The sequence below is a fragment of the Streptomyces sp. NPDC107538 genome, assembly GCF_055657445.1.
Map to the genome: position 1 here is coordinate 160,170 of NZ_JBVKAY010000002.1, position 19,729 is coordinate 179,898.

Genomic DNA, 19,729 nt, shown 5'->3' on the forward strand with positions numbered 1-19,729 from the left:
GCCCAGCCGGACACGTGTGATCAGGTGCGTTCAGGCAGAGGGCCGCGTACACATACCCGCAGGCCCCACCCGACGCATGCCCGACAGATGGCCCCCACACCCATTCCGGGCCGGAACCACGCTTGTTTCCCGCCATTTCCACCCCCGAAACACGCTTTCCGATGTGACTTACGCGACGAAGAGCGGACTCGGCCTGACCTTCCCGGCCACAGGGGCGTAGCCTTAATTCCCGCTGTCCATCACCTTGTGAAGCGGAAGAGGGCGGTTGCCGCCGTGTCGCCACAGTCCCCCAGTAACTCGAGCATCTCGACCGACGCAGACCAAGCGGGTAAGAACCCCGCCGCGGCCTTCGGTCCGAACGAGTGGCTCGTCGACGAGATCTATCAGCAGTACCTCCAGGACCCGAACTCGGTAGACCGAGCCTGGTGGGACTTCTTCGCCGACTACAAGCCAGGCGCAGCTGCCGCCACGGCTCCGGCGAGCACTGCGGCCGCGGGGGCCGCAGCGACCACCACACCCGCGGCACCCGCCGCCCCGGCCCAGGCCGCACCCGCCGCCAAGGCCGCCCCCGCCCCGGCTGCCCCGAAGCCCGCCGCGGCCGCCCCGGCCCCGGCCCCCGCGAAGCCCGCGGCCGCCGCGCCGGCCAAGCCGGCCGCCGCCGCCCCCGCGAAGCAGCCCGCGCCCGCCGCGGCCGTCGCCGAGGGCCCGGAGCTGATCACACTGCGCGGCCCCGCCGCCGCGGTCGCGAAGAACATGAACGCCTCCCTGGAGCTGCCCACGGCCACGTCCGTGCGCGCCGTCCCGGTGAAGCTGCTGTTCGACAACCGCATCGTCATCAACAACCACCTGAAGCGCGCCCGGGGCGGGAAGATCTCCTTCACGCACCTGATCGGCTACGCGATGGTGCAGGCCATCAAGACGATGCCGTCGATGAACTGGCACTACGCGGAGAAGGACGGGAAGCCCACCCTCGTCAAGCCGCCGCACGTCAACTTCGGCCTCGCCATCGACCTGGTGAAGCCCAACGGCGACCGCCAGCTGGTCGTCGCGGGCATCAAGAAGGCCGAGACGCTGAACTTCTTCGAGTTCTGGCAGGCCTACGAGGACATCGTCCGCCGCGCCCGTGACGGCAAGCTGACGATGGACGACTTCACCGGTGTCACGGTCTCCCTGACCAACCCCGGCGGCCTCGGCACCGTCCACTCCGTGCCCCGTCTGATGCCCGGTCAGTCCGTCATCATGGGCGTCGGCTCCATGGACTACCCGGCCGAGTTCCAGGGCACCTCCCAGGACACCCTGAACAAGCTGGGCATCTCGAAGGTCATGACCCTGACCTCGACGTACGACCACCGGGTCATCCAGGGCGCCGCCTCCGGCGAGTTCCTGCGGATCGTCGCCAACTACCTGCTCGGCGAGGGCGGGTTCTACGACGACATCTTCGAGGCCCTGCGCATCCCCTACGAGCCGGTCCGCTGGCTCAAGGACATCGACGCCAGCCACGACGACGACGTCACCAAGGCCGCCCGGGTCTTCGAGCTGATCCACTCCTACCGGGTCCGCGGCCACGTCATGGCCGACACCGACCCGCTGGAGTACCGCCAGCGCAAGCATCCCGACCTGGACATCACCGAGCACGGGCTCACCCTGTGGGACCTGGAGCGCGAGTTCGCGGTCGGCGGCTTCTCGGGCAAGTCCCTGATGAAGCTCCGCGACATCCTCGGCGTGCTGCGCGACTCGTACTGCCGCACGACCGGCGTCGAGTTCATGCACATCCAGGACCCGAAGCAGCGCCGCTGGATCCAGGACCGTATCGAGCGCCCGCACAGCAAGCCGGAGCGCGAGGAGCAGCTGCGCATCCTGCGCCGGCTGAACGCGGCGGAGGCCTTCGAGACCTTCCTGCAGACGAAGTACGTCGGCCAGAAGCGCTTCAGCCTGGAGGGCGGCGAGTCCGTCATCCCGCTGCTCGACGCGGTCATCGACTCGGCGGCGGAGTCCCGTCTCGACGAGGTCGTCATCGGCATGGCCCACCGCGGCCGGCTGAACGTCCTCGCCAACATCGTCGGCAAGTCGTACGCGCAGATCTTCCGCGAGTTCGAGGGCAACCTCGACCCGAAGTCGATGCACGGCTCCGGCGACGTGAAGTACCACCTGGGCGCCGAGGGCACCTTCACCGGTCTGGACGGCGAGCAGATCAAGGTCAGCCTGGTCGCGAACCCCTCGCACCTGGAGGCCGTGGACCCGGTCCTGGAGGGCGTCGCACGCGCCAAGCAGGACATCATCAACAAGGGCGGCACGGACTTCACCGTCCTGCCGGTGGCCCTGCACGGCGACGCGGCCTTCGCGGGCCAGGGCGTGGTGGCCGAGACCCTGAACATGTCGCAGCTGCGGGGCTACCGCACCGGCGGCACGGTTCACATCGTCATCAACAACCAGGTCGGCTTCACGGCGGCTCCCGAGTCGTCGCGCTCCTCGATGTACGCCACGGACGTGGCCCGCATGATCGAGGCCCCGATCTTCCACGTCAACGGCGACGACCCCGAGGCCGTCGTCCGCGTCGCCCGGCTGGCCTTCGAGTTCCGCCAGGCGTTCAACAAGGACGTGGTGATCGACCTCATCTGCTACCGCCGCCGCGGTCACAACGAGTCGGACAACCCGGCCTTCACCCAGCCGCTGATGTACGACCTGATCGACAAGAAGCGCTCGGTGCGCAAGCTCTACACCGAGTCCCTCATCGGTCGCGGCGACATCACCCTCGAAGAGGCCGAGCAGGCGCTGCAGGACTTCCAGGGCCAGCTGGAGAAGGTCTTCACGGAGGTCCGCGAGGCCATCGCGCAGCCGGCGGCGTCCGTCGACGCCGATGCCCCGCAGGACGGCTTCCCGGTCTCGGTGAACACCGCGATCACCGCGGAGACCGTCAAGCGCATCGCCGAGTCCCAGGTCAACGTCCCGGACCACATCACCGCCCACCCCCGTCTGCTGCCGCAGCTGCAGCGCCGGGCGGGCATGGTCGAGGACGGCACGATCGACTGGGGCATGGGCGAGACCCTCGCCATCGGCTCCCTGCTGCTGGAGGGCACCCCGGTCCGCCTCGCCGGTCAGGACTCGCAGCGCGGCACCTTCGGCCAGCGTCACGCGGTGATCATCGACCGTGAGACGGGCGAGGAGTTCACGCCGCTGATGTACCTCTCCGAGGACCAGGCGCGGCTGAACGTCTACAACTCCCTGCTCTCCGAGTACGCGGCGATGGGCTTCGAGTACGGCTACTCGCTGGCCCGCCCCGAGTCCCTGGTGCTGTGGGAGGCCCAGTTCGGCGACTTCGTCAACGGCGCCCAGACGGTCGTGGACGAGTTCATCTCGTCGGCGGAGCAGAAGTGGAGCCAGACGTCCGGCGTCACCCTGCTCCTCCCGCACGGCTACGAGGGCCAGGGCCCGGACCACTCGTCCGCCCGCCCGGAGCGCTTCCTCCAGATGTGCGCGCAGAACAACATGACGGTCGCGATGCCGACCCTCCCGTCGAACTACTTCCACCTCCTGCGGTGGCAGGTGCACAACCCGCACCACAAGCCGCTGGTCGTCTTCACCCCGAAGTCGATGCTGCGCCTCAAGGCCGCCGCGTCGAAGGCGGAGGAGTTCACGAGCGGCGAGTTCCGCCCGGTCATCGGCGACAGCTCGGTCGACCCGAACGCGGTCAAGAAGGTCGTCTTCTGCGCCGGCAAGGTCTACTACGACCTGGAGGCCGAGCGGCAGAAGCGCGGCGTCACGGACACGGCGATCATCCGTATCGAGCGTCTCTACCCGCTGCCGGGTGCCGAGGTCCAGGCGGAGGTCAACAAGTACCCCAACGCCGAGAAGTACCTCTGGACCCAGGAGGAGCCGGCGAACCAGGGTGCCTGGCCGTTCATCGCGCTCAACCTGATCGACCACCTCGACCTGGCGGTCGGCGCGGACGTCCCCCACGGTGAGCGTCTCCGCCGCATCTCCCGCCCGCACGGCTCGTCGCCGGCGGTCGGCTCGGCCAAGCGCCACCAGGCCGAGCAGGAGCAGCTGGTGCGTGAGGTGTTCGAGGCGTAACAGCGCTCGAAGACGGTACGCGAACCGGGCCGCACCCCCTTCTCCAGGGGGTGCGGCCCGGCCGTTTCGGCGCTGCGGCGCACTTATCCTTGACCCATGTACTTCACGGACCGTGGCATCGAGGAACTGGAGAAGCGGCGTGGCGAGGAGGAGGTCACGTTCGAGTGGCTGGCCGAGCAGCTGCGGACGTTCGTGGACCTGAACCCCGACTTCGAGGTGCCGGTGGAGCGGCTGGCCACGTGGCTGGCGCGGCTGGACGACGAGGACGAGGACGAGTAGCCGCTCCGGGGTTTCCTTGAGGGGCGGGGCGGTCAGTCGCGCGGGTGGGCCAGGTCGTAGAGCAGGCCCAGGGCCCCGTGGCCGATCAGGAGGCCGCCGGCGGCGAGCCAGCCGAGGCTTCGGCGGTGCAGGCCCCAGGCGGTGACGGGCAGGCCCGCGAGGAGTTGGGCGGTGGCGAGGGCGCGTGCTCTGGGGGTGCCGGCCCAGGGGAGCCAGGGGCCGAGACGGCCGCGTTCGAGGGCGTCGAGTTCCGTGCGGACCGCCCCGCGCCAGCCGGTCCACTCGATGCGCTGCACGCCGGGCTGGACGCGGGCGACCTCCCGGAGGCGGTCCGCGGGTTCCCCCGGGGTGAGTCCGGCGGGGAGGGCGACCCCGGCGCGGGCGAGGACGGCGAGCAGGCCCAGCAGCCGGGCGCGGACGTCCGCCGCCGGGTCGGGTCGGGTGAGGTCGTCCAGGGACTGCGCGTCGAGGACGGGGTCCAGGCCCAGTCGGGCGGCGAAGGTGCGCATCGCCTCGTCCTCGCCGACCGGGGTGCCGTTCGCCAGCCAGACGTAGCCGACGGTGCGGCGGAAACCCGCGGCGAGGGTGTAGCCGCCGCGGTCGGCGTCCCACCAGAGGGCGAGCACGGGCCAGGGGACGCCGACGGCCAGCGCGGTCGCCCAGCCGGTGAGGACGTGGTCCACGGGCTCTCCACCCAGCAGCCAGGGCTTTCCCTCGGGCACGAGCGCGGTCCACTCATGGCCGGCCCGCGTGAGCAGCATGCGTTCGCGGAGCAGTTGCGCGACGGGGGCGACGGAGTCGGGATCCGCCCGGCAGAGCAGCAGCGCGCCGGGGGCGGGGGTGGGCCGCGGGGCACGCGATCCCTGGGAGCGTTCCGTCGACATGCCCCCACGCTAGGGCGATTTGCCCCTATACATCCTGCGGGTTCACCAGAACGGGTGTATTGACTTTCCGTGACCGCGATATATCGTGAATCGAGAAAGACGCGATAGTGCGTGTTGCGTGTTGGTTGGAGGAGGTCGGCACATGTCCGAGTGGTCCGTCGCCGAGCCGCGAAAGCTCACGTTCGACGAACCGGTGACGGCACTGCACGTGCGGGTCGTCAACGGCACGGTGAACGTGGTGGGCACCGACGAGGCGTCCGCCCGTCTGGAGGTGTCGGACGTCGAGGGCCCGCCCCTGACGGTGACGCAGAAGGACGGCACCCTGACCGTGGCCTACGACGATCTGCCCTGGAAGGGCTGGTTGAAGTGGCTCGACCGCAAGGGCTGGCGACGCAGCGTCCTGGTGTCCCTCGCCGTCCCGACGGGCACCCGTGTCGAGGTGGGCGTGGTCGGCGCCACGGCCGTCGTGTCCGGACTGGTCGGGCGTACGGAGGTGAAGGGTATCTCGGGCGACACCACCCTGGTCGGCCTGTCGGGCCCGGTGCGCGCCACCACGGTCTCGGGGAACGTGGAGGCACAGGCCCTCACGGGCGACCTCCGGCTCAGCTCCGTCTCCGGTGACCTGACCGTAGTGGAGGGCTCCTGCCCCACCGTGAAGGCGGACTCGGTGAGCGGCTCCATCATCCTCGACCTCGGCCCCACGGGCGGCCCCACCGACATCGGCCTCACCAGCGTCTCCGGCGAGATCGCCCTCCGCCTCCCCCACCCGACCGACGCGGAGGTCGAGGCCAACACCGCCGGCGGCACCATCTCCAACGCCTTCGAGGACCTCCGCGTCAGCGGCCCCTGGGGCGCCCACAAGGTCACCGGCCGCCTCGGCACGGGCAAGGGCCGCCTCAAGGCCACCACCGTCTCCGGCTCCATCGCCCTCCTCCGCAGGCCCCCGGCGGAGGAGGCACCGTGGAGCGGGGAGCCGGAGGGTGCAGGGGAGGCCGGGGAGCCGCCGGGCGCGAGCGCGACGGACGGTGCGCCCGAGCCCCCGCCGGGCACTCCGCCGGCGCCCGCACCGGCCGCCGGGCCTGGGACCATGACCGACAATCCTTCAGACGACCCGAGCGACGGCCTGAAGGACGGCCCGAGCGACGCCTCGAACGTCACCGGGGCCGACAGTGAAGGCCACAGCCCGGCCGAGGGCGCGACCGACCGCACGACCGACAAGAAGGTGCTCTGACATGCCTCCCGTCTTCGCCCACGGACGCCTGCGGCTGTATCTGCTGAAGCTGCTGGACGAGGCGCCCCGCCATGGCTACGAGGTGATCCGCCTGCTGGAGGAGCGCTTCCAGGGCCTGTACGCACCCTCGGCCGGCACCGTCTACCCCCGCCTGGCCAAGCTGGAGGCCGAGGGACTGGTCACCCACACCACCGAGGGCGGCCGCAAGGTGTACGCGATCACCGACGCGGGCCGCGCCGAACTGGCCGACCGCAGCGGCGAGCTGGCCGACCTGGAGCTGGAGATCCGCGAGTCGGTGGCGGAGCTGGCCGCCGAGATCCGGGCCGATGTCCGGGGCGCCGCGGGCGACCTGCGCCGCGAGATGCGGGCGGCGGCCTCCGAGGCACGCAAGGGGGGCGGGGCCGGCGAAGGGGAGCAGGGCCCGCTCGGGGAGTTCGGGGCCTACGCCGACAACGAGTCCTGGCGCGCCGCGAAGGAGGAGATGCGCCGCGTCAAGCAGGAGTGGAAGGAACAGGCCCGCCGAGCGAAGGACGAGAGCCGCCGCGCCCGCGACGAGGCCCAGCGCGCCCGCCGCCAGGCCAAGGAGGCCCAGGAGCACGCCCGCACCCAGGCCCAGGAAGAGCTTCAGCGCATCGCCAAGCGGGTCCAGGACCACGTCCAGGACCACTTCACCCGGGGCGACTGGCCGACGGGCGTACGCGAGGGCCTGACCGAACTGGCCAAGGAGTTCGGCGAGTTCGGCAAGGACTTCGGAAAGGAGTTCGGCAAGGACTTCGGCTTCGGGCGGACGGGGGCGGAGAAGGGGGCGGCGACCGATGCGGGTTCGGGTTCAGGGGCTGGGGCTGGGGCGGGAGCTTCGGCGGGTCCCGGCGCCGGGTTCGGGGAGCCCGAGTACTCGACGACCCCGGAGGACTTCCCGGCCGCCTACGAACCCGCCTGGGTGCACGAGAGCCCCACGGGCGACCCGGCCCGCGACCTCGACCGCCTCCTGGACCGCTTCCGCGACGACATCCGCGACGCGGCCCGCGACCACGGAGTCACCGAGGAGCAACTCCGGGACGCCCGCCGCCACCTGTCGACAGCGGCGGCCCACATCGGAGTGACGCTGCGAGCGCCGAAGGGATAGAGGGAGGGCAGGGGCGCAGCCCCGCCCTCCAGGGGCGCGGGGAACCGCGCGACAAGCCACGGCGGACGGACACCCCGCGACGCACCTCACCCCCACCCCGTACCCGACCCACCCCGTACCCGACCCACCCTCACTGCCGTCGCCCCACCCGACTCACCCCGCCTTGGCCTCCCCCACCCCATAAAGAACCCGCTCCAACGCCTCGTACGTCACCCCGTGGTCCGCGAGGACCTCGGCCGGGACACCGGGGCGGGTGGTGAGGGCGAGCAGCAGGTGCTCGTCACCGATGTGGCGGTCACGGTGGGCGTGGGCGGTGCGGAGGGAGCGGGTGAGCACATCCTTGGCGTCACGGGTGAAGGGCCGGTGGCCGGAGAGCCGCCCCAGGCCGCTCCGGGCGCGCTTTCCGCCCGACTCCAACACCCCCGCCCCGTGGGCCTCTTCGACACGATCGACGATCTCGGTGAGGTCGATGCCGAGGCCCGAGAGGGCGTCCATGTCGGCGCGGGAGAGACCACCCCGGCGGCGGGCCTCGGCGAGACCTCGCCGCACGGAGGCCCGGCGGTCCTCCTCGGCCAGCCCCAGCGCGGCCAGGGCGAACGAGGCGCGGCCGGCCTCGCGGTCCAGCAGGGAGAGGAGGAGATGCTCCTCGGTGACGTCGCGGGCGTCGCCGCGTTCGGCGTGGTCCACCGCTCCCAGGACCACGGCGCGGGCGTCTTTCGTGAACCGTTCGAACATCAATGCCTCCCGTACTTCTTGTGCACGGCCTGCCTGCTGACGCCGAGTTCCGCGGCGATCTCCTGCCACGACCAGCCCTGGTTGCGCGCGCTGCGCACCTGCACCGACTCCAGTTGCTCCAGCAGCCTGCGCAGCGCGGCGACGGCCCGCAGTCCGACCCGGGGGTCGTGATCGCCCGCGCGCTCGGCGAGATCCGTTGCTTCGGTCATGATGTCAACCTACGTTGACACCATGGCGATGTCAATCCTGGTTGACACGATGGCGGGGTCGGTCAGGGGCTGGTGAGCACGATCTTGCCGAACTGGTCGCCGGCCGCGAGGCGTTCGAAGCCCTCGCGGGCGCGGTCCAGGGGCAGGACCTCGTCGATGACGGGGCGGACGCCGGTCGCGGCGCAGAAGGAGAGGAGGTCCTCCAGTTCGTCCTTGGTGCCCATGGTGGAGCCGACGACCTTGAGTTCGAGGAAGAAGATGCGGGTGAGTTCGGCGTGGGAGGGGCGGTCGCCGCTGGTGGCGCCCGAGATGACGAGACTGCCGCCGGGGCGCAGCGACTTCACCGAGTGGGACCAGGTGGCGGCGCCGACGGTCTCGATGACCGCGTCCACGCGCTGCGGCAGCCGTGCCCCCGACTCCAGCGCCTCCACCGCGCCCAGTTCAACGGCCCGCTTGCGCTTGGCCTCGTCGCGGCTGGTGGCGAAGACCCGCAGGCCGGCCGCCTTGCCCAGCACGATCGCGGCGGTGGCGACACCGCCGCCGGCGCCCTGGACGAGGACGGAGTCGCCGGGTCGTACACCGGCGTTGGTGAAGAGCATGCGGTAGGCCGTGAGCCAGGCGGTGGGCAGACAGGCGGCCTCTTCGAAGGAGAGTTCCGCGGGCTTGGGGAGGACGTTCCAGGTGGGGACGGAGACCAGTTCGGCGAAGGTGCCCTGGTAGCGCTCGGTGAGGATCGAGCGGGGTTCCTTCGGGCCGACGCCGTGGCCGGTCTGGCCGATCACCGAGTGCAGGACGACCTCGTTGCCGTCCTCGTCGACGCCGGCGGCGTCACAGCCGAGGATCATCGGCAGCTTGTCCTCCGCGAGGCCTACGCCGCGCAGGGACCAGAGGTCGTGATGGTTCAGCGAGGCGGCCTTCACCTTGACGGTCGTCCACCCGGGCCTCGGCTCCAGGGCCGGGCGGTCGCCCAACTCCAGTCCGGCGAGCGGTTGGTCACGGTCGATGCGGGCGGCATAGGCAGCGAACATGCGCCTGACCATAGGGGGACGCCGGGATCGATGGAACCGCCACCGACTGTGACACGCGTCCCGTCACGAACCTTCGCCCAATAGCTCGGGGGTGGGGGGTTTCGTCGGCGGGTGCGGGTTCGGTGGGGGCTGGTCGCGCAGTTCCCCGCGCCCCTGAAAAAGCGGGGCTGCGCCCCTGCTTTTTCGGCCCGAAAGGGCCGTAGGCCCTTAAGGGGCGCGGGGAACTGCGCGAGAAGCCCCACCGGACGGACGTCTGGGGGTCAAAGGGGCGCAGCCCCTGGGGATGGGACGGGTAGGGGCGGCGGGGGCGAGAACCCACCCCGCACCACCCCGGACACATCAACGCCGAGCCACACCCTCGGCCCGAGCCGCCGCAGCCACCGCCGCCGTCACCGCCGGAGCAACCCGCTCGTCGAACGGCGACGGAATGACGTAATCGGCAGCCAGATCGTCCCCAACCACCGCCGCCAACGCCTCAGCCGCCGCGATCTTCATCCCCTCGGTGATCCGAGAGGCCCGCACCTGAAGCGCCCCCGCGAAGATCCCGGGGAACGCGAGCACGTTGTTGATCTGGTTCGGGTAGTCGGACCGCCCGGTGGCGACCACGGCCGCGTACTTGTGCGCGACATCCGGGTGCACCTCGGGGTTCGGGTTGGCCATGGCGAACACGAACGCGTTCTCGGCCATGGAGGCGACGGCCTCCTCCGGCACCGTACCGCCGGAGACCCCGATGAAGACGTCCGCGCCGGCGAGGGCGTCCTCCAGGGACCCCGTCAGCCCCGCCCGGTTGGTCAGCTCGGCCAGCTCCCGCTTGACCGCCGTGAGGTCCTCACGGTCCGCCGAGACGATGCCCTTGCGGTCGGCGACCGCGACGTCCCCGAGCCCGGCCTCCAGCAGCATCTTGGCGATGGCGACACCCGCCGCGCCCGCACCCGAGATCACCGCACGCAGATCACCCAGCCCCCGCCCGGTCAGCCGCGCCGCGTTCCGCAGCGCCGCCAGCGTCACGACCGCCGTACCGTGCTGGTCGTCGTGGAAGACGGGGATGTCCAGCGCGTCCTGCAGCCGCCTCTCGATCTCGAAGCAGCGGGGCGCGGAGATGTCCTCCAGGTTCACGCCGCCGAAGGAGGGCGCGAGGCGGACCACGGTCTCGATGATCTCGTCGACGTCCGTGCAGGCGAGCGCGATCGGCACCGCGTCGACGCCGCCGAACTGCTTGAACAGGATCGCCTTGCCCTCCATCACGGGGAGGGAGGCCTCGGGGCCGATGTCGCCGAGTCCGAGGACCGCCGTACCGTCCGTCACGACGGCGACGACCGACGACTTCCAGGTGTAGTCGTTGACCAGGTCGGGCTGCTCGGCGATGGCGGTGCACACCCGCGCGACGCCGGGCGTGTAGGCGAGGGACAGGTCGTCCTTGTCCCGGATCGGCACGGTGGCCTGCACGGCCATCTTGCCGCCGCGGTGCAGGGCGAAGGCGGGATCGAAGGAGTCCAGGGAATTGAGGGGCTCCCCGCCGCCCTCCTGACCCGTACTGCCGTCGCCGCTGTCGGTGCGAGGATTGACAATCTCCGCTGCCACTTTGTGTACCCCTTAGGTCTTCATGGTTTGAGGGTGAACCGCCCCCGGTTCGGGAGCGGGCGGGCACCGCGTAAGTCCCAGGTCAACCGATACGTACGGCGACGCCTGCGGGCTCAGACGCGACGGGCGCGCCGCACACGCGCCCTGGGCCCCGGATGAGGGGTGTAAGGAACCTTCTTACCGGACGGACGGCGCCGAGGACGAGTCCATACGTCTTCATACCTCGAAGGTCACAACTCGAAGGTCATTTGAAGACGATCATGGGTGGTTCGACTCTTCGACGGATGACCGGACAAGTCGGGACACTTCACGACAAGTCCCGTACAGCCACGTGCGCGGAGTTCGTGGCCGACCGCATCCTGAGATGCACCGAAGATCTTCCGGCCGGAAGGCGGGATTCCCGCACAGCGTCCGGCGTGATCACCTGGTCCGCAGCGGTTCATGAGTCATTCGGGGGGTCACCCGTTATCCGATTTTGACATGGCCGGTCATCTGAATGCACATGCCCGAATGGCAAGATGCCGTAATCACACGAGGTCGCCACACTCGAAGACGCGTGTTATTCGTCGACCTGTCGGCAACTCCACACCACCCCCGCCGGAGGAACCCACCATGACCGCAAGCACCACCTGTCGTACGACCGGCCTGCGTTCCCGTACAGCCGCGGTCGGAGCGATCGCGGTCGCGGGCGCCCTGCTGCTCACCGGCTGCGGTGACCAGACCAAGAACAAGGACAACGGTTCCGACGACACCTCCACCAGTGCGGCCCCGCTGGCCGACAAGCTGCCCGCGGCCGTCCGGGACAAGGGCGTGATCAACGTCGGCTCGGACATCGCGTACGCCCCGGTGGAGTACAAGGACTCCTCCGGCAAGGTCGTCGGCATCGACATCGACATCGCGAACGCGATGGGCGAGCAGCTCGGTGTGGACTTCAAGTTCCAGAACGCCACCTTCGACACCCTCATCGGTGGTCTGGCGGCCAAGCGGTACGACATCGCGATGTCGGCCATGACGGACACCAAGGACCGCCAGGAGGGCATCGACGCCGACACCGGCAAGAAGGTCGGCGCCGGCGTCGACTTCGTCGACTACTTCACCGCGGGTGTCTCGCTGTACACCAACAAGGGCGACGACCAGGGCATCAAGACCTGGGACGACCTGTGCGGCAAGACGATCGCGGTGCAGCGCAACACGTTCTCGCACGACCTCGCCAAGGACCAGGCGAAGAAGTGCAAGGACGACAAGAAGGAGGCCCTCAAGATCGAGGACTTCGCCACCAACCCCGAGGCCGAGACCCGGATGCGCTCCAAGGGCGCGGACGTCGTCTCCGCCGACTACCCGGTGGCCGCGTACTCGGTGAAGACCTCCGGCGGCGGCGACTACTTCGAGATCGTCGGCGACCAGGTCGAGGCCGGCCCGTACGGCATCGCCGTGGCGAAGGACAACACCGAGCTGCGGGACGCGCTGCAGGCCGCCGTGAAGGCGATCATCGACAGCGGCGAGTACGAGAAGATCATCAAGAAGTGGGGCGTCGAGGACGGCGCGATCACCGAGGCCAAGATCAACGGCGGCACCTGATCCCCGCTGATCCCGGCTCGGTTCTGCTCGTTCCTGAAAGGCTCCACCCGTGACTGTTGACGTCAGCAAGACGGACGGTCCCTCGGACACGCCCCCCGCCGGCCCGGAGGCCCTCAAGGCCGTTCCGGTCCGGCACCCGGGGCGCTATGTGTCCGCGGCCATCGCACTCGCCCTCCTCGGTTCGATCGTCTACGCGTTCGCGCAGGCGAAGAAGATCAACTGGGGCGCGGTCCCCGACTACTTCTTCGACGACCGCATCATCGAGGGCGTCCTGAACACCCTCCTGCTCACCGTGCTGTCCATGGTGATCGGCATCGTCGGCGGCATCCTGCTCGCCGTGATGCGGCTGTCGAAGAACCCGGTGACGTCGTCCGTCGCGTGGTTCTACATCTGGTTCTTCCGCGGCACCCCGGTCCTGGTCCAGCTCTTCGTCTGGTTCAACCTCGGCCTGGTCTTCGAGTACATCAACCTCGGTCCGATCTACAAGGACTACTGGTCGTCCTTCATGACGCCGCTGCTGACGGCGCTGCTCGGCCTCGGTCTCAACGAGGCCGCGTACATGGCGGAGATCTGCCGGGCCGGTCTGCTGTCGGTCGACGAGGGCCAGACCGAGGCGTCGCACGCGCTCGGTATGAGCCACTCCAAGACGCTGCGCCGGATCGTCATCCCGCAGGCGATGCGCGTGATCGTGCCGCCCACGGGCAACGAGGTCATCAACATGCTGAAGACCACGTCGCTCGTCTCGACGGTGCAGTACGTGGATCTGCTCAAGGCGGCCCAGGACATCGGCCAGGGCTCGGGTTCCACGGTGGAGATGCTGTTCCTCGCCGCCGCCTGGTACCTGATCCTGACCAGCATCTTCAGCGTGGGGCAGTACTACCTGGAGAGGCACTACGCGAAGGGGTCCTCGCGGTCCCTCCCGCCGACACCGATCCAGCGTCTGAAGACGGCCGTACTGCCCGTGCGCCGCACGAAGGGAGCCCCGGCATGACCGCCATGGTGAAGGCCGAGGGCATCCACAAGTCGTTCGGCCCCGTCGAGGTCCTCAAGGGCATCGATCTGGAGGTGCAGACGGGCGAGGTGTTCTGCCTCATCGGCCCGTCCGGCTCCGGCAAGTCCACCTTCCTCAGGTGCATCAACCACCTTGAGAAGATCAACGCCGGGCGGCTGTACGTCGACGGCGAGCTGGTCGGCTACCGCCAGAAGGGCGACAAGCTGTACGAGCTGAAGGACAGCGAGGTCGCGCTCAAGCGGCGTGACATCGGCATGGTGTTCCAGCGCTTCAACCTGTTCCCGCACATGACGGCCGCGGAGAACGTCATGGAGGCGCCGATCCAGGTCAAGGGCGTCAGCAGGGGCCAGGCCCGTGAGCGCGCCCATGAGCTGCTGGAGCGCGTCGGCCTCGGCGACAAGGCGGGCAACTACCCCTCCCAGCTCTCCGGCGGCCAGCAGCAGCGGGTGGCCATCGCCCGCGCGCTGGCCATGGAGCCGAAGCTGATGCTCTTCGACGAGCCGACCTCGGCGCTCGACCCGGAGCTGGTCGGCGACGTCCTCGACGTCATGCGCGACCTGGCCGAGTCCGGGATGACGATGGTCGTCGTCACCCACGAGATGGGCTTCGCCCGCGAGGTCGGCGACAGCCTGGTCTTCATGGACGGCGGTGTGGTCGTCGAGTCCGGCAACCCCCGTGACGTCCTGACCAACCCGCAGGAGGAGCGCACCCAGTCGTTCCTGTCCAAGGTGCTGTAGGGCGGTAGCGCGGTCGCACGACCAGGTGAGGGGCGGTACGGGATTCCGTACCGCCCCTCACCCGTGCGGCGCCCGGTGGTCTACTTCACCGCCAGGACCAGCGAGTCGGAGGGCGAGCACCACACCGGGCGGGCCTCGGCGAAGCCCCGCTCGCGCAGGACCCGGACATGCCAGTCGACGGAGGGTGTGTCACCCTCCGCGTGCTCGCCGTAGATCGCGAAACGGCGGGCCGTCGGCGCGGCGAGCACGGGGTCCTCGGCCGCGAGCTGCCACCATTCGGCCCAGTCGAGAACACCGGCCGCCTTGGCCTGTTCCATACCCGTGTGCCGGTGGGCGCGCTCCGCCGCGTTGATCCGGGGCGTCGACTCGTCGATCATGTGGTCCGCGTTCATGAAGACACCGCCGTCGCGGACGAGTTCCGCGACCTGACCGTAGAGGGCGGCGAGGGGTTCGCTGTGCAGCCAGTGCAGGGCGGTGGCCGTCAGGACGGCGTCGTACGTGTCGTACGGCAGCCGGGTCGTCCAGGCGGGGTCGGTGAGGTCGGCGGTGACGAGGGTGACCCGCGGGTCGCCCGTGAACGTGCCCTCGGCGATGGTGAGCAGCGCGGGGTCGAGGTCCACGCCGGTGCTGACGGCCTTCGGGAACCGCGCGAGGAGTCTGGACGTGATGGAACCCGTACCGCAGGCGAGGTCGAGGACACGGGGCTCGGGGCCGGTGAAGGCCTCGACCATGTCGAGCATCACCCGGAACCGCTCCTCGCGGTCCGGCAGGTACATCTCCTGCTGCCGGTCCCAGCTCTCCTGCCAGGCGTGCCAGTCGGTGCCGGCCGTGGTGGTCATGAGGTCCCCTTCCTCCGTGTCCCGCGTGGTCCCGTACTTCCGGTACTTCCCGCAGTCGCGTAATACCCTGTAAGCACGAGCAGCCATTACCTGTCCCGCATTACGACCATAGAGCGCCCCCGTAAGGACTACAAGTGGAACTGGCCCATTACTCGGACTATGCCGTACGCCTCGTCAACACCGAGGAACCGGCTCGGGGCAAGGACACGCTCACCTCGGTGGAGGCCGTCCGCGATCTCTTCGGGCCCAGCCGGCAGGCGGCCCGGCGGGCGACGGACGCCGATGTCACCCGGTTCCGGTCGGTGCGGTCCCGGCTGCGCTCGGTCTTCGAGGCGGCGAACGACGGCGACGAGACCCTCGCCGTGGACCTGCTGAACTCGCTGCTGCTGGAGTTCCCGGTGAACCCGCAGATCTCCGGGCACGACTTCCGGGACGACGACGGCCGCCCGCTGTGGCACATGCATCTGGCGGACCACCCGTCCAACGCGACGGCGGGCTACGCCGCCATCGCCGCGATGGGTCTCGCCTTCCACCTCACCGAGTACGGCGTGGACCGGCTCGGCCTGTGCGAGGCGGCGCCGTGCCGCAACGCCTACCTCGACACCTCCACCAACCGTTCCCGGCGCTACTGTTCGGACCGCTGTGCGACCCGCGCCAACGTGGCGGCCTACCGGGCCCGCAAACGCCTGGAGGCGGACCGGTCGCCGAACACGGGCCTGGCGGCCGAGAGCACCCAGCGGGCGAGCGCGAACGGCGAACGCTGACCCTCGGGCCGGGGCCGGTACCGGAACCGCACCTTCCCCAGCACCAGTTCGTCGGGGACGACGCCGTAGTCCGTGCTGTCCCCGCCCGCGTACGCGTTGTCCCCGAGCACCCACCAGCCGCCGTCGCGCCGCTCGGCGATCCGCTTCACGACCAGCAGGTCCTGCTGGAAGGGGTGGCGCAGCACGAGCACGTCACCGACCCCGAGTCGGGCCCCGTAGTGGACGAGCAACTGGTCCCCGTGGCGCAGCGTGGGAACCATCGAGGGCCCCGTGACCTCGGCCACCCCGAAGGGCAGGAGGGCCCTCCCCCGCTCGATCCCCGGCCCACTCTCCGGCCCGCTCTCCTGCGACGGCTCCGGCATCACCCGGCACCTCCCCGGTCCGTTCCTCTCCAGTGCTCCGCCAGTCCCAGTCTGACCCCGGACTTTTGTCCTAAGCCCATGGGGGCACTCGCGAAAACCTCTCTCGCAGGGAGTAATGTCCCACCTGAGAAGACGATCACGAGGAAGGAATGCTCCATGCTTTCCCGCCTGTTTGCCCCCAAGGTCAAGGTCAGCGCCCACTGCGACCTGCCCTGCGGCGTGTACGACCCGGCCCAGGCCCGCATCGAGGCGGAGTCGGTGAAGGCCGTGCAGGACAAGATGGCCGCCAACGACGACCCTCACTTCCAGGCTCGCGCCACCGTCATCAAGGAGCAGCGCGCCGAGCTGGCCAAGCACCACGTGTCGGTCCTCTGGAGCGACTACTTCAAGCCCCCGCACTTCGAGAAGTACCCGGAGCTGCACCAGCTGGTCAACGACGCCCTCAAGGCCCTCTCGGCCGCCAAGGGCTCGACCGACCCGGCCACGGGCCAGAAGGCGCTCGACTACATCGCCCAGATCGACAAGATCTTCTGGGAGACCAAGAAGGCCTGACCCGGCCTCTCTCGCCCGCACCCGGTCCGTATGCCGCCGTCCCGAACGGCGGTGTGACGGGCCGGGTGCGGTCGTGTTCGGGGGGTGCGGTCGTGTTCGGGCGCGGTGCGCGGCCGTCCCGAACGCCCGGGTGCGGCGGGTCAGTTCGGGGTGGGGCCCGGCCAGATCGCCGAGGCGTCGTCGCGGGTGGGGTCCGGGAGGCGGAGGGGGCGGACGGGGACGGTGCGGGTGTGGTTCTCGGTGGTCGCCGTCCAGGGGGCGGGGTGCCCGGAGTAGGAGAGGGCGGTGAGGACGAAGACGCCGTCCGCGTAGACCTCCACGTATTCGCCGATCGTCAGGACCCGCAGGGACGTGGGGGGGTCGGGGAGGACCGTCTCGGCGAGCGGGGTGCCGGAGCGGCCCGTGACGCGGAGGTTCTTGCCGTCGCAGGTGAGTGTGAGCGCGGGGTCGTCCGAGCCGGCGGTGACCGTGCGGAGGGTGATGTCCACGGGGCGGCCGGAGACGTCGATGTCGCCGACCGCGTGCAGAGCGGGGGCTGTCGTCGGGGCGCCGAGCCAGGCGTCCAGGCCCGGCCACCAGGCCAGGTGGGGCGGTGAGTCGGCGGGTACGACCAGGGACTTGGGCTGGGCGAGCATGCCCCGGCAGGGGGCGCCGGTGTCGGTGAGGCCCACCCGGCGGGGGGTGGTGTGCAGAACGACCCGGGAGCCGTCCGGGGCGGGGATCACGCGGGGGGCGTACGCCCCGGTGGGGCCGAGTTGGCCCCGGCGGGTCCAGGGGCCGCGCAGCCGGGGGGCCGTCCATGCCTCGAAGCCCCGGGTGGCGCCGACGGAACCGAGGAGGAGCCAGGTGCCGTCGTCCAGGCGTTCCAGGACGGGGCACTCCAACTCGTCCACGTCGCCCGGGGAGATCAACGGCGGGTGGACCGTCCAGTGTTCGAGATCCGGGGAGGTGGCCCAGGCCACACAGCCGCTGACGTCCACCGGGAGCGAGGCGTCGGCCGCGCAGATCACCATCGCCCAGCCGTCGCCCTCGTCGTCGCGCACCACGAAGGGGTCGCGCCAGCCCATGCGGTCGGCGGTCCGGTACCAGCGGGGGTCCGCCTCGACCACGGGGGCGGTGCCGTGGCGCCGCCAGCCCGTGCCGTCCGTGCGGTCGGAGTACGCGAGGCCCACGGACTGCAGCGGCCAGCCCTCCGGCGTCAGTCCGCTCACGCCGGTGTAAACCATCGCCATACCGGTGGTGCCGTGGCGGAAGGGGTGCATCGTCCAGACCGCCTGCTGGTCGAAGCGGCCGGGCGGGCCGTTGCCGAAGGCGGTGCCCTCGGGCCGCCAGCCGACCAGGTCGGCGGAGGTGGCCCGGCCGTAGGAGGTCTCCATCCGCAGATGGTCGAACTCGGTGGTCCAGGGGCCCTGGAGATGCAGCACGGTGTAGGTGCCGTCGTCGTCGCGGAGCAGGGCGAAGTCGTTCACGCAGAGGCCGGGCGGGGCGTATCGCATGCGCAGCAGTTCCTGTCGGCTCGTAGCGCCCAAACGTGTGCGCTGACCACGGGTACGGAAGGTCTCGCTTGAGAATCAGCGCAAGTAAAACTGAACGCAAACGCTTGCGCAACAAGGAGGCCGGGTTTACGGTCACGTCACCCACCGACCACATCGACGTGAAACCGACGGGAGAAAACCGCCGTGACGGTCAGCATCACCGATGTCGCCCGAGCCGCCGGGGTCTCGGCGTCCACCGTGTCCCGCGCGCTGCGGGGCCGGACGGGCGTCTCGGACGAGGTGCGCGCCCAGATCGCGGCCGTCGCCGCACAACTCGGCTACACCGCCTCCCGCTCGGCGTCCAGCCTGGCCAGTGGGCGCACCTACACGATCGGGGTCGTCGCCCCGTACATCGGCCGCTGGTTCTTCGGCACCGTGCTGGACGCCGCCGAGCAGGTGTTCAGCGCCGCCGGGTACGACGTGCTGCTCTACAACCTGGGCTCGCCCGAGGCGCGGAAGCGGTTCTTCACCAAGCTGCCGGTGCGCAAGCGGGTCGACGCGGTGCTGTCGCTGCTCATCCCGGACGAGGACGAGTCGGCCGCCCTGCGCTCGCTCGGGGTGCCGCTGGCCTCGACGGTCGGCGGCCCCCGGCCCGGCTTCACGGTGGTCGGCATCGACGACCGGGCGGGCGCGGAGAGCGCCGTACGGCATCTGGTGAACCTCGGCCATCGCCGGATCGGCATGGTCTCCGGAGCCAGCGGCCCGCTGCACTGGACCACGCCCGTGGACCGGCGCACCGCCTATCTGCACGTCCTCGCCGAGGCCGGGATCGAGCCGGACCCGGCGCTGGTGGCGGACGGCGACTACACCGTCGACGGCGGGGAGCGGGCGATGACCGAACTGCTGGCCGCGTCCCGGCCGCCTACGGCCGTGTTCGCCCAGTCCGACGAGATGGCGATGGGCGCGTTGCGCGCGCTCAGACGGCATCGGCTGCGGGTGCCGGACGACGTCTCCGTGGTCGGCTTCGACGACCACGAACTCGCCGATGTGGTCGGGCTGACCACCGTCGCCCAGCCGGTCGCCGGACAGGGCGCGGAGGCCGCCCGGCTGCTGCTGCGGCAGCTGGACGAGCCGGACGCCGACCAGCCCGGCCATGTGCAGATGCCCATCCGGCTCGTCCTGCGCGAGACGACCGCTCCGCCGCGCCCGCGCGGACCGCAGTGACCACCACGACCGCCCTCGCCATGGCCGGCGCCACCACCGTCA

18 protein-coding genes are annotated in these 19,729 nt (G+C 70.4%); 10 read left to right on the top strand and 8 right to left on the bottom strand.

Annotation, left to right across the window (positions count from 1 at the left end; translation table 11 throughout):
* Positions 1–273 precede the first annotated feature (273 nt).
* Together ACZ7MG_RS06565 and ACZ7MG_RS06570 are read left to right on the top strand one after the other, a co-directional pair.
* Complete coding sequence (locus ACZ7MG_RS06565; protein WP_471387461.1) at positions 274–4,071, top strand: multifunctional oxoglutarate decarboxylase/oxoglutarate dehydrogenase thiamine pyrophosphate-binding subunit/dihydrolipoyllysine-residue succinyltransferase subunit; 3,798 nt, start codon at positions 274–276, stop codon at positions 4,069–4,071.
* 96 nt (positions 4,072–4,167) lie between these two features.
* The gene (locus ACZ7MG_RS06570; RefSeq protein ID WP_003961784.1) at positions 4,168–4,350 is read left to right on the top strand and encodes a DUF6104 family protein; all 183 of its coding nucleotides are present in this window, start codon (positions 4,168–4,170) and stop codon (positions 4,348–4,350) included.
* 32 nt (positions 4,351–4,382) lie between these two features.
* On the opposite strand, the gene ACZ7MG_RS06575 is transcribed toward ACZ7MG_RS06570, so the two are convergent.
* On the bottom strand, positions 4,383–5,234 hold the full coding sequence (locus ACZ7MG_RS06575; RefSeq protein WP_471387464.1) for a hypothetical protein: 852 nt from the start codon (positions 5,232–5,234) through the stop codon (positions 4,383–4,385).
* Positions 5,235–5,376: 142 nt separating this feature from the next.
* Between ACZ7MG_RS06575 and ACZ7MG_RS06580 the strand changes: the two genes are divergently transcribed.
* Together ACZ7MG_RS06580 and ACZ7MG_RS06585 are read left to right on the top strand one after the other, a co-directional pair.
* Positions 5,377–6,465: a DUF4097 family beta strand repeat-containing protein gene (locus tag ACZ7MG_RS06580; RefSeq protein ID WP_471387467.1), complete on the top strand. Its 1,089-nt coding sequence runs from the start codon at positions 5,377–5,379 to the stop codon at positions 6,463–6,465.
* Position 6,466: 1 nt separating this feature from the next.
* Positions 6,467–7,591: a PadR family transcriptional regulator gene (locus tag ACZ7MG_RS06585; protein ID WP_471387470.1), complete on the top strand. Its 1,125-nt coding sequence runs from the start codon at positions 6,467–6,469 to the stop codon at positions 7,589–7,591.
* Between the two features lie 153 nt (positions 7,592–7,744).
* On the opposite strand, the gene ACZ7MG_RS06590 is transcribed toward ACZ7MG_RS06585, so the two are convergent.
* The 4 genes from ACZ7MG_RS06590 to ACZ7MG_RS06605 all read right to left on the bottom strand — a co-directional run bounded on the left by ACZ7MG_RS06590 (position 7,745) and on the right by ACZ7MG_RS06605 (position 11,144).
* On the bottom strand, positions 7,745–8,326 hold the full coding sequence (locus ACZ7MG_RS06590) for a Clp protease N-terminal domain-containing protein (protein WP_471387473.1): 582 nt from the start codon (positions 8,324–8,326) through the stop codon (positions 7,745–7,747).
* Positions 8,326–8,535 carry a helix-turn-helix domain-containing protein gene (locus tag ACZ7MG_RS06595; protein WP_471387475.1) on the bottom strand — a complete coding sequence of 70 codons (210 nt, stop codon included), beginning with the start codon at positions 8,533–8,535 and terminating at the stop codon, positions 8,326–8,328. Before ACZ7MG_RS06595 ends, ACZ7MG_RS06590 begins: the two co-directional genes overlap by 1 nt.
* Positions 8,536–8,597: 62 nt before the next feature.
* Entirely contained in the window at positions 8,598–9,563 is a 966-nt protein-coding gene (locus tag ACZ7MG_RS06600; RefSeq protein ID WP_471387478.1) for a zinc-binding dehydrogenase, read from the bottom strand.
* 339 nt (positions 9,564–9,902) lie between these two features.
* Entirely contained in the window at positions 9,903–11,144 is a 1,242-nt protein-coding gene (locus ACZ7MG_RS06605; protein WP_471387481.1) for an NAD(P)-dependent malic enzyme, read from the bottom strand.
* Between the two features lie 612 nt (positions 11,145–11,756).
* Here ACZ7MG_RS06605 and ACZ7MG_RS06610 point away from each other — a divergent pair.
* The 3 genes from ACZ7MG_RS06610 to ACZ7MG_RS06620 are packed head-to-tail and all read left to right on the top strand — an operon-like array spanning position 11,757 to position 14,471.
* Positions 11,757–12,722: an ABC transporter substrate-binding protein gene (locus ACZ7MG_RS06610; RefSeq protein WP_471387484.1), complete on the top strand. Its 966-nt coding sequence runs from the start codon at positions 11,757–11,759 to the stop codon at positions 12,720–12,722.
* A 49-nt stretch (positions 12,723–12,771) separates the two neighbouring features.
* Complete coding sequence (locus ACZ7MG_RS06615; protein WP_471387486.1) at positions 12,772–13,713, top strand: amino acid ABC transporter permease; 942 nt, start codon at positions 12,772–12,774, stop codon at positions 13,711–13,713.
* A complete protein-coding gene (locus ACZ7MG_RS06620) occupies positions 13,710–14,471 on the top strand; it encodes an amino acid ABC transporter ATP-binding protein (RefSeq protein ID WP_471387489.1) in 762 nt (253 codons plus the stop codon). The genes ACZ7MG_RS06615 and ACZ7MG_RS06620 overlap by 4 nt, the downstream gene beginning before the upstream one ends.
* 80 nt (positions 14,472–14,551) lie before the next feature.
* Here the strand turns inward: ACZ7MG_RS06620 and ACZ7MG_RS06625 are convergent, their stop codons facing one another.
* Positions 14,552–15,310 carry a class I SAM-dependent methyltransferase gene (locus ACZ7MG_RS06625; protein ID WP_471387490.1) on the bottom strand — a complete coding sequence of 253 codons (759 nt, stop codon included), beginning with the start codon at positions 15,308–15,310 and terminating at the stop codon, positions 14,552–14,554.
* A gap of 134 nt (positions 15,311–15,444) precedes the next feature.
* Between ACZ7MG_RS06625 and ACZ7MG_RS06630 the strand changes: the two genes are divergently transcribed.
* A complete protein-coding gene (locus tag ACZ7MG_RS06630) occupies positions 15,445–16,074 on the top strand; it encodes a CGNR zinc finger domain-containing protein (RefSeq protein ID WP_471387493.1) in 630 nt (209 codons plus the stop codon).
* On the opposite strand, the gene sodX is transcribed toward ACZ7MG_RS06630, so the two are convergent.
* Entirely contained in the window at positions 15,978–16,436 is a 459-nt protein-coding gene (sodX, locus tag ACZ7MG_RS06635) for a nickel-type superoxide dismutase maturation protease (RefSeq protein WP_471387496.1), read from the bottom strand. The genes ACZ7MG_RS06630 and sodX overlap by 97 nt on opposite strands.
* A 156-nt stretch (positions 16,437–16,592) precedes the next feature.
* Between sodX and sodN the strand changes: the two genes are divergently transcribed.
* The gene (gene sodN / locus ACZ7MG_RS06640) at positions 16,593–16,988 is read left to right on the top strand and encodes a superoxide dismutase, Ni (protein WP_351404147.1); all 396 of its coding nucleotides are present in this window, start codon (positions 16,593–16,595) and stop codon (positions 16,986–16,988) included.
* A gap of 140 nt (positions 16,989–17,128) precedes the next feature.
* Here sodN and ACZ7MG_RS06645 read toward each other — a convergent pair whose 3' ends face one another.
* Positions 17,129–18,484 (bottom strand): glycoside hydrolase family protein, encoded by a 1,356-nt coding sequence (locus ACZ7MG_RS06645; RefSeq protein ID WP_471387499.1) that lies wholly within the window; start codon positions 18,482–18,484, stop codon positions 17,129–17,131.
* A 183-nt stretch (positions 18,485–18,667) separates the two neighbouring features.
* On the opposite strand from ACZ7MG_RS06645, the gene ACZ7MG_RS06650 reads away from it, so the two are divergent.
* Positions 18,668–19,687, top strand: a complete 1,020-nt coding sequence (locus tag ACZ7MG_RS06650) for a LacI family DNA-binding transcriptional regulator (RefSeq protein ID WP_471387502.1) — start codon at positions 18,668–18,670, stop codon at positions 19,685–19,687.
* Positions 19,688–19,729: the final 42 nt, after the last annotated feature.

Excerpts from the sequence above, each read along its gene's own strand:
- ACZ7MG_RS06570 (WP_003961784.1), top strand. The coding sequence starts at position 4,168 with ATGTACTTCACGGACCGTGGCATCGAGGAACTGGAGAAGCGGCGTGGC.
- ACZ7MG_RS06575 (WP_471387464.1), bottom strand. The coding sequence starts at position 5,234 with ATGTCGACGGAACGCTCCCAGGGATCGCGTGCCCCGCGGCCCACCCCC.
- ACZ7MG_RS06580 (WP_471387467.1), top strand. The coding sequence starts at position 5,377 with ATGTCCGAGTGGTCCGTCGCCGAGCCGCGAAAGCTCACGTTCGACGAA.
- ACZ7MG_RS06585 (WP_471387470.1), top strand. The coding sequence starts at position 6,467 with ATGCCTCCCGTCTTCGCCCACGGACGCCTGCGGCTGTATCTGCTGAAG.
- ACZ7MG_RS06590 (WP_471387473.1), bottom strand. The coding sequence starts at position 8,326 with ATGTTCGAACGGTTCACGAAAGACGCCCGCGCCGTGGTCCTGGGAGCG.
- ACZ7MG_RS06595 (WP_471387475.1), bottom strand. The coding sequence starts at position 8,535 with ATGACCGAAGCAACGGATCTCGCCGAGCGCGCGGGCGATCACGACCCC.
- ACZ7MG_RS06600 (WP_471387478.1), bottom strand. The coding sequence starts at position 9,563 with ATGTTCGCTGCCTATGCCGCCCGCATCGACCGTGACCAACCGCTCGCC.
- ACZ7MG_RS06610 (WP_471387484.1), top strand. The coding sequence starts at position 11,757 with ATGACCGCAAGCACCACCTGTCGTACGACCGGCCTGCGTTCCCGTACA.
- ACZ7MG_RS06620 (WP_471387489.1), top strand. The coding sequence starts at position 13,710 with ATGACCGCCATGGTGAAGGCCGAGGGCATCCACAAGTCGTTCGGCCCC.
- ACZ7MG_RS06625 (WP_471387490.1), bottom strand. The coding sequence starts at position 15,310 with ATGACCACCACGGCCGGCACCGACTGGCACGCCTGGCAGGAGAGCTGG.
- sodX (WP_471387496.1), bottom strand. The coding sequence starts at position 16,436 with ATGCCGGAGCCGTCGCAGGAGAGCGGGCCGGAGAGTGGGCCGGGGATC.
- sodN (WP_351404147.1), top strand. The coding sequence starts at position 16,593 with ATGCTTTCCCGCCTGTTTGCCCCCAAGGTCAAGGTCAGCGCCCACTGC.
- ACZ7MG_RS06645 (WP_471387499.1), bottom strand. The coding sequence starts at position 18,484 with ATGCGATACGCCCCGCCCGGCCTCTGCGTGAACGACTTCGCCCTGCTC.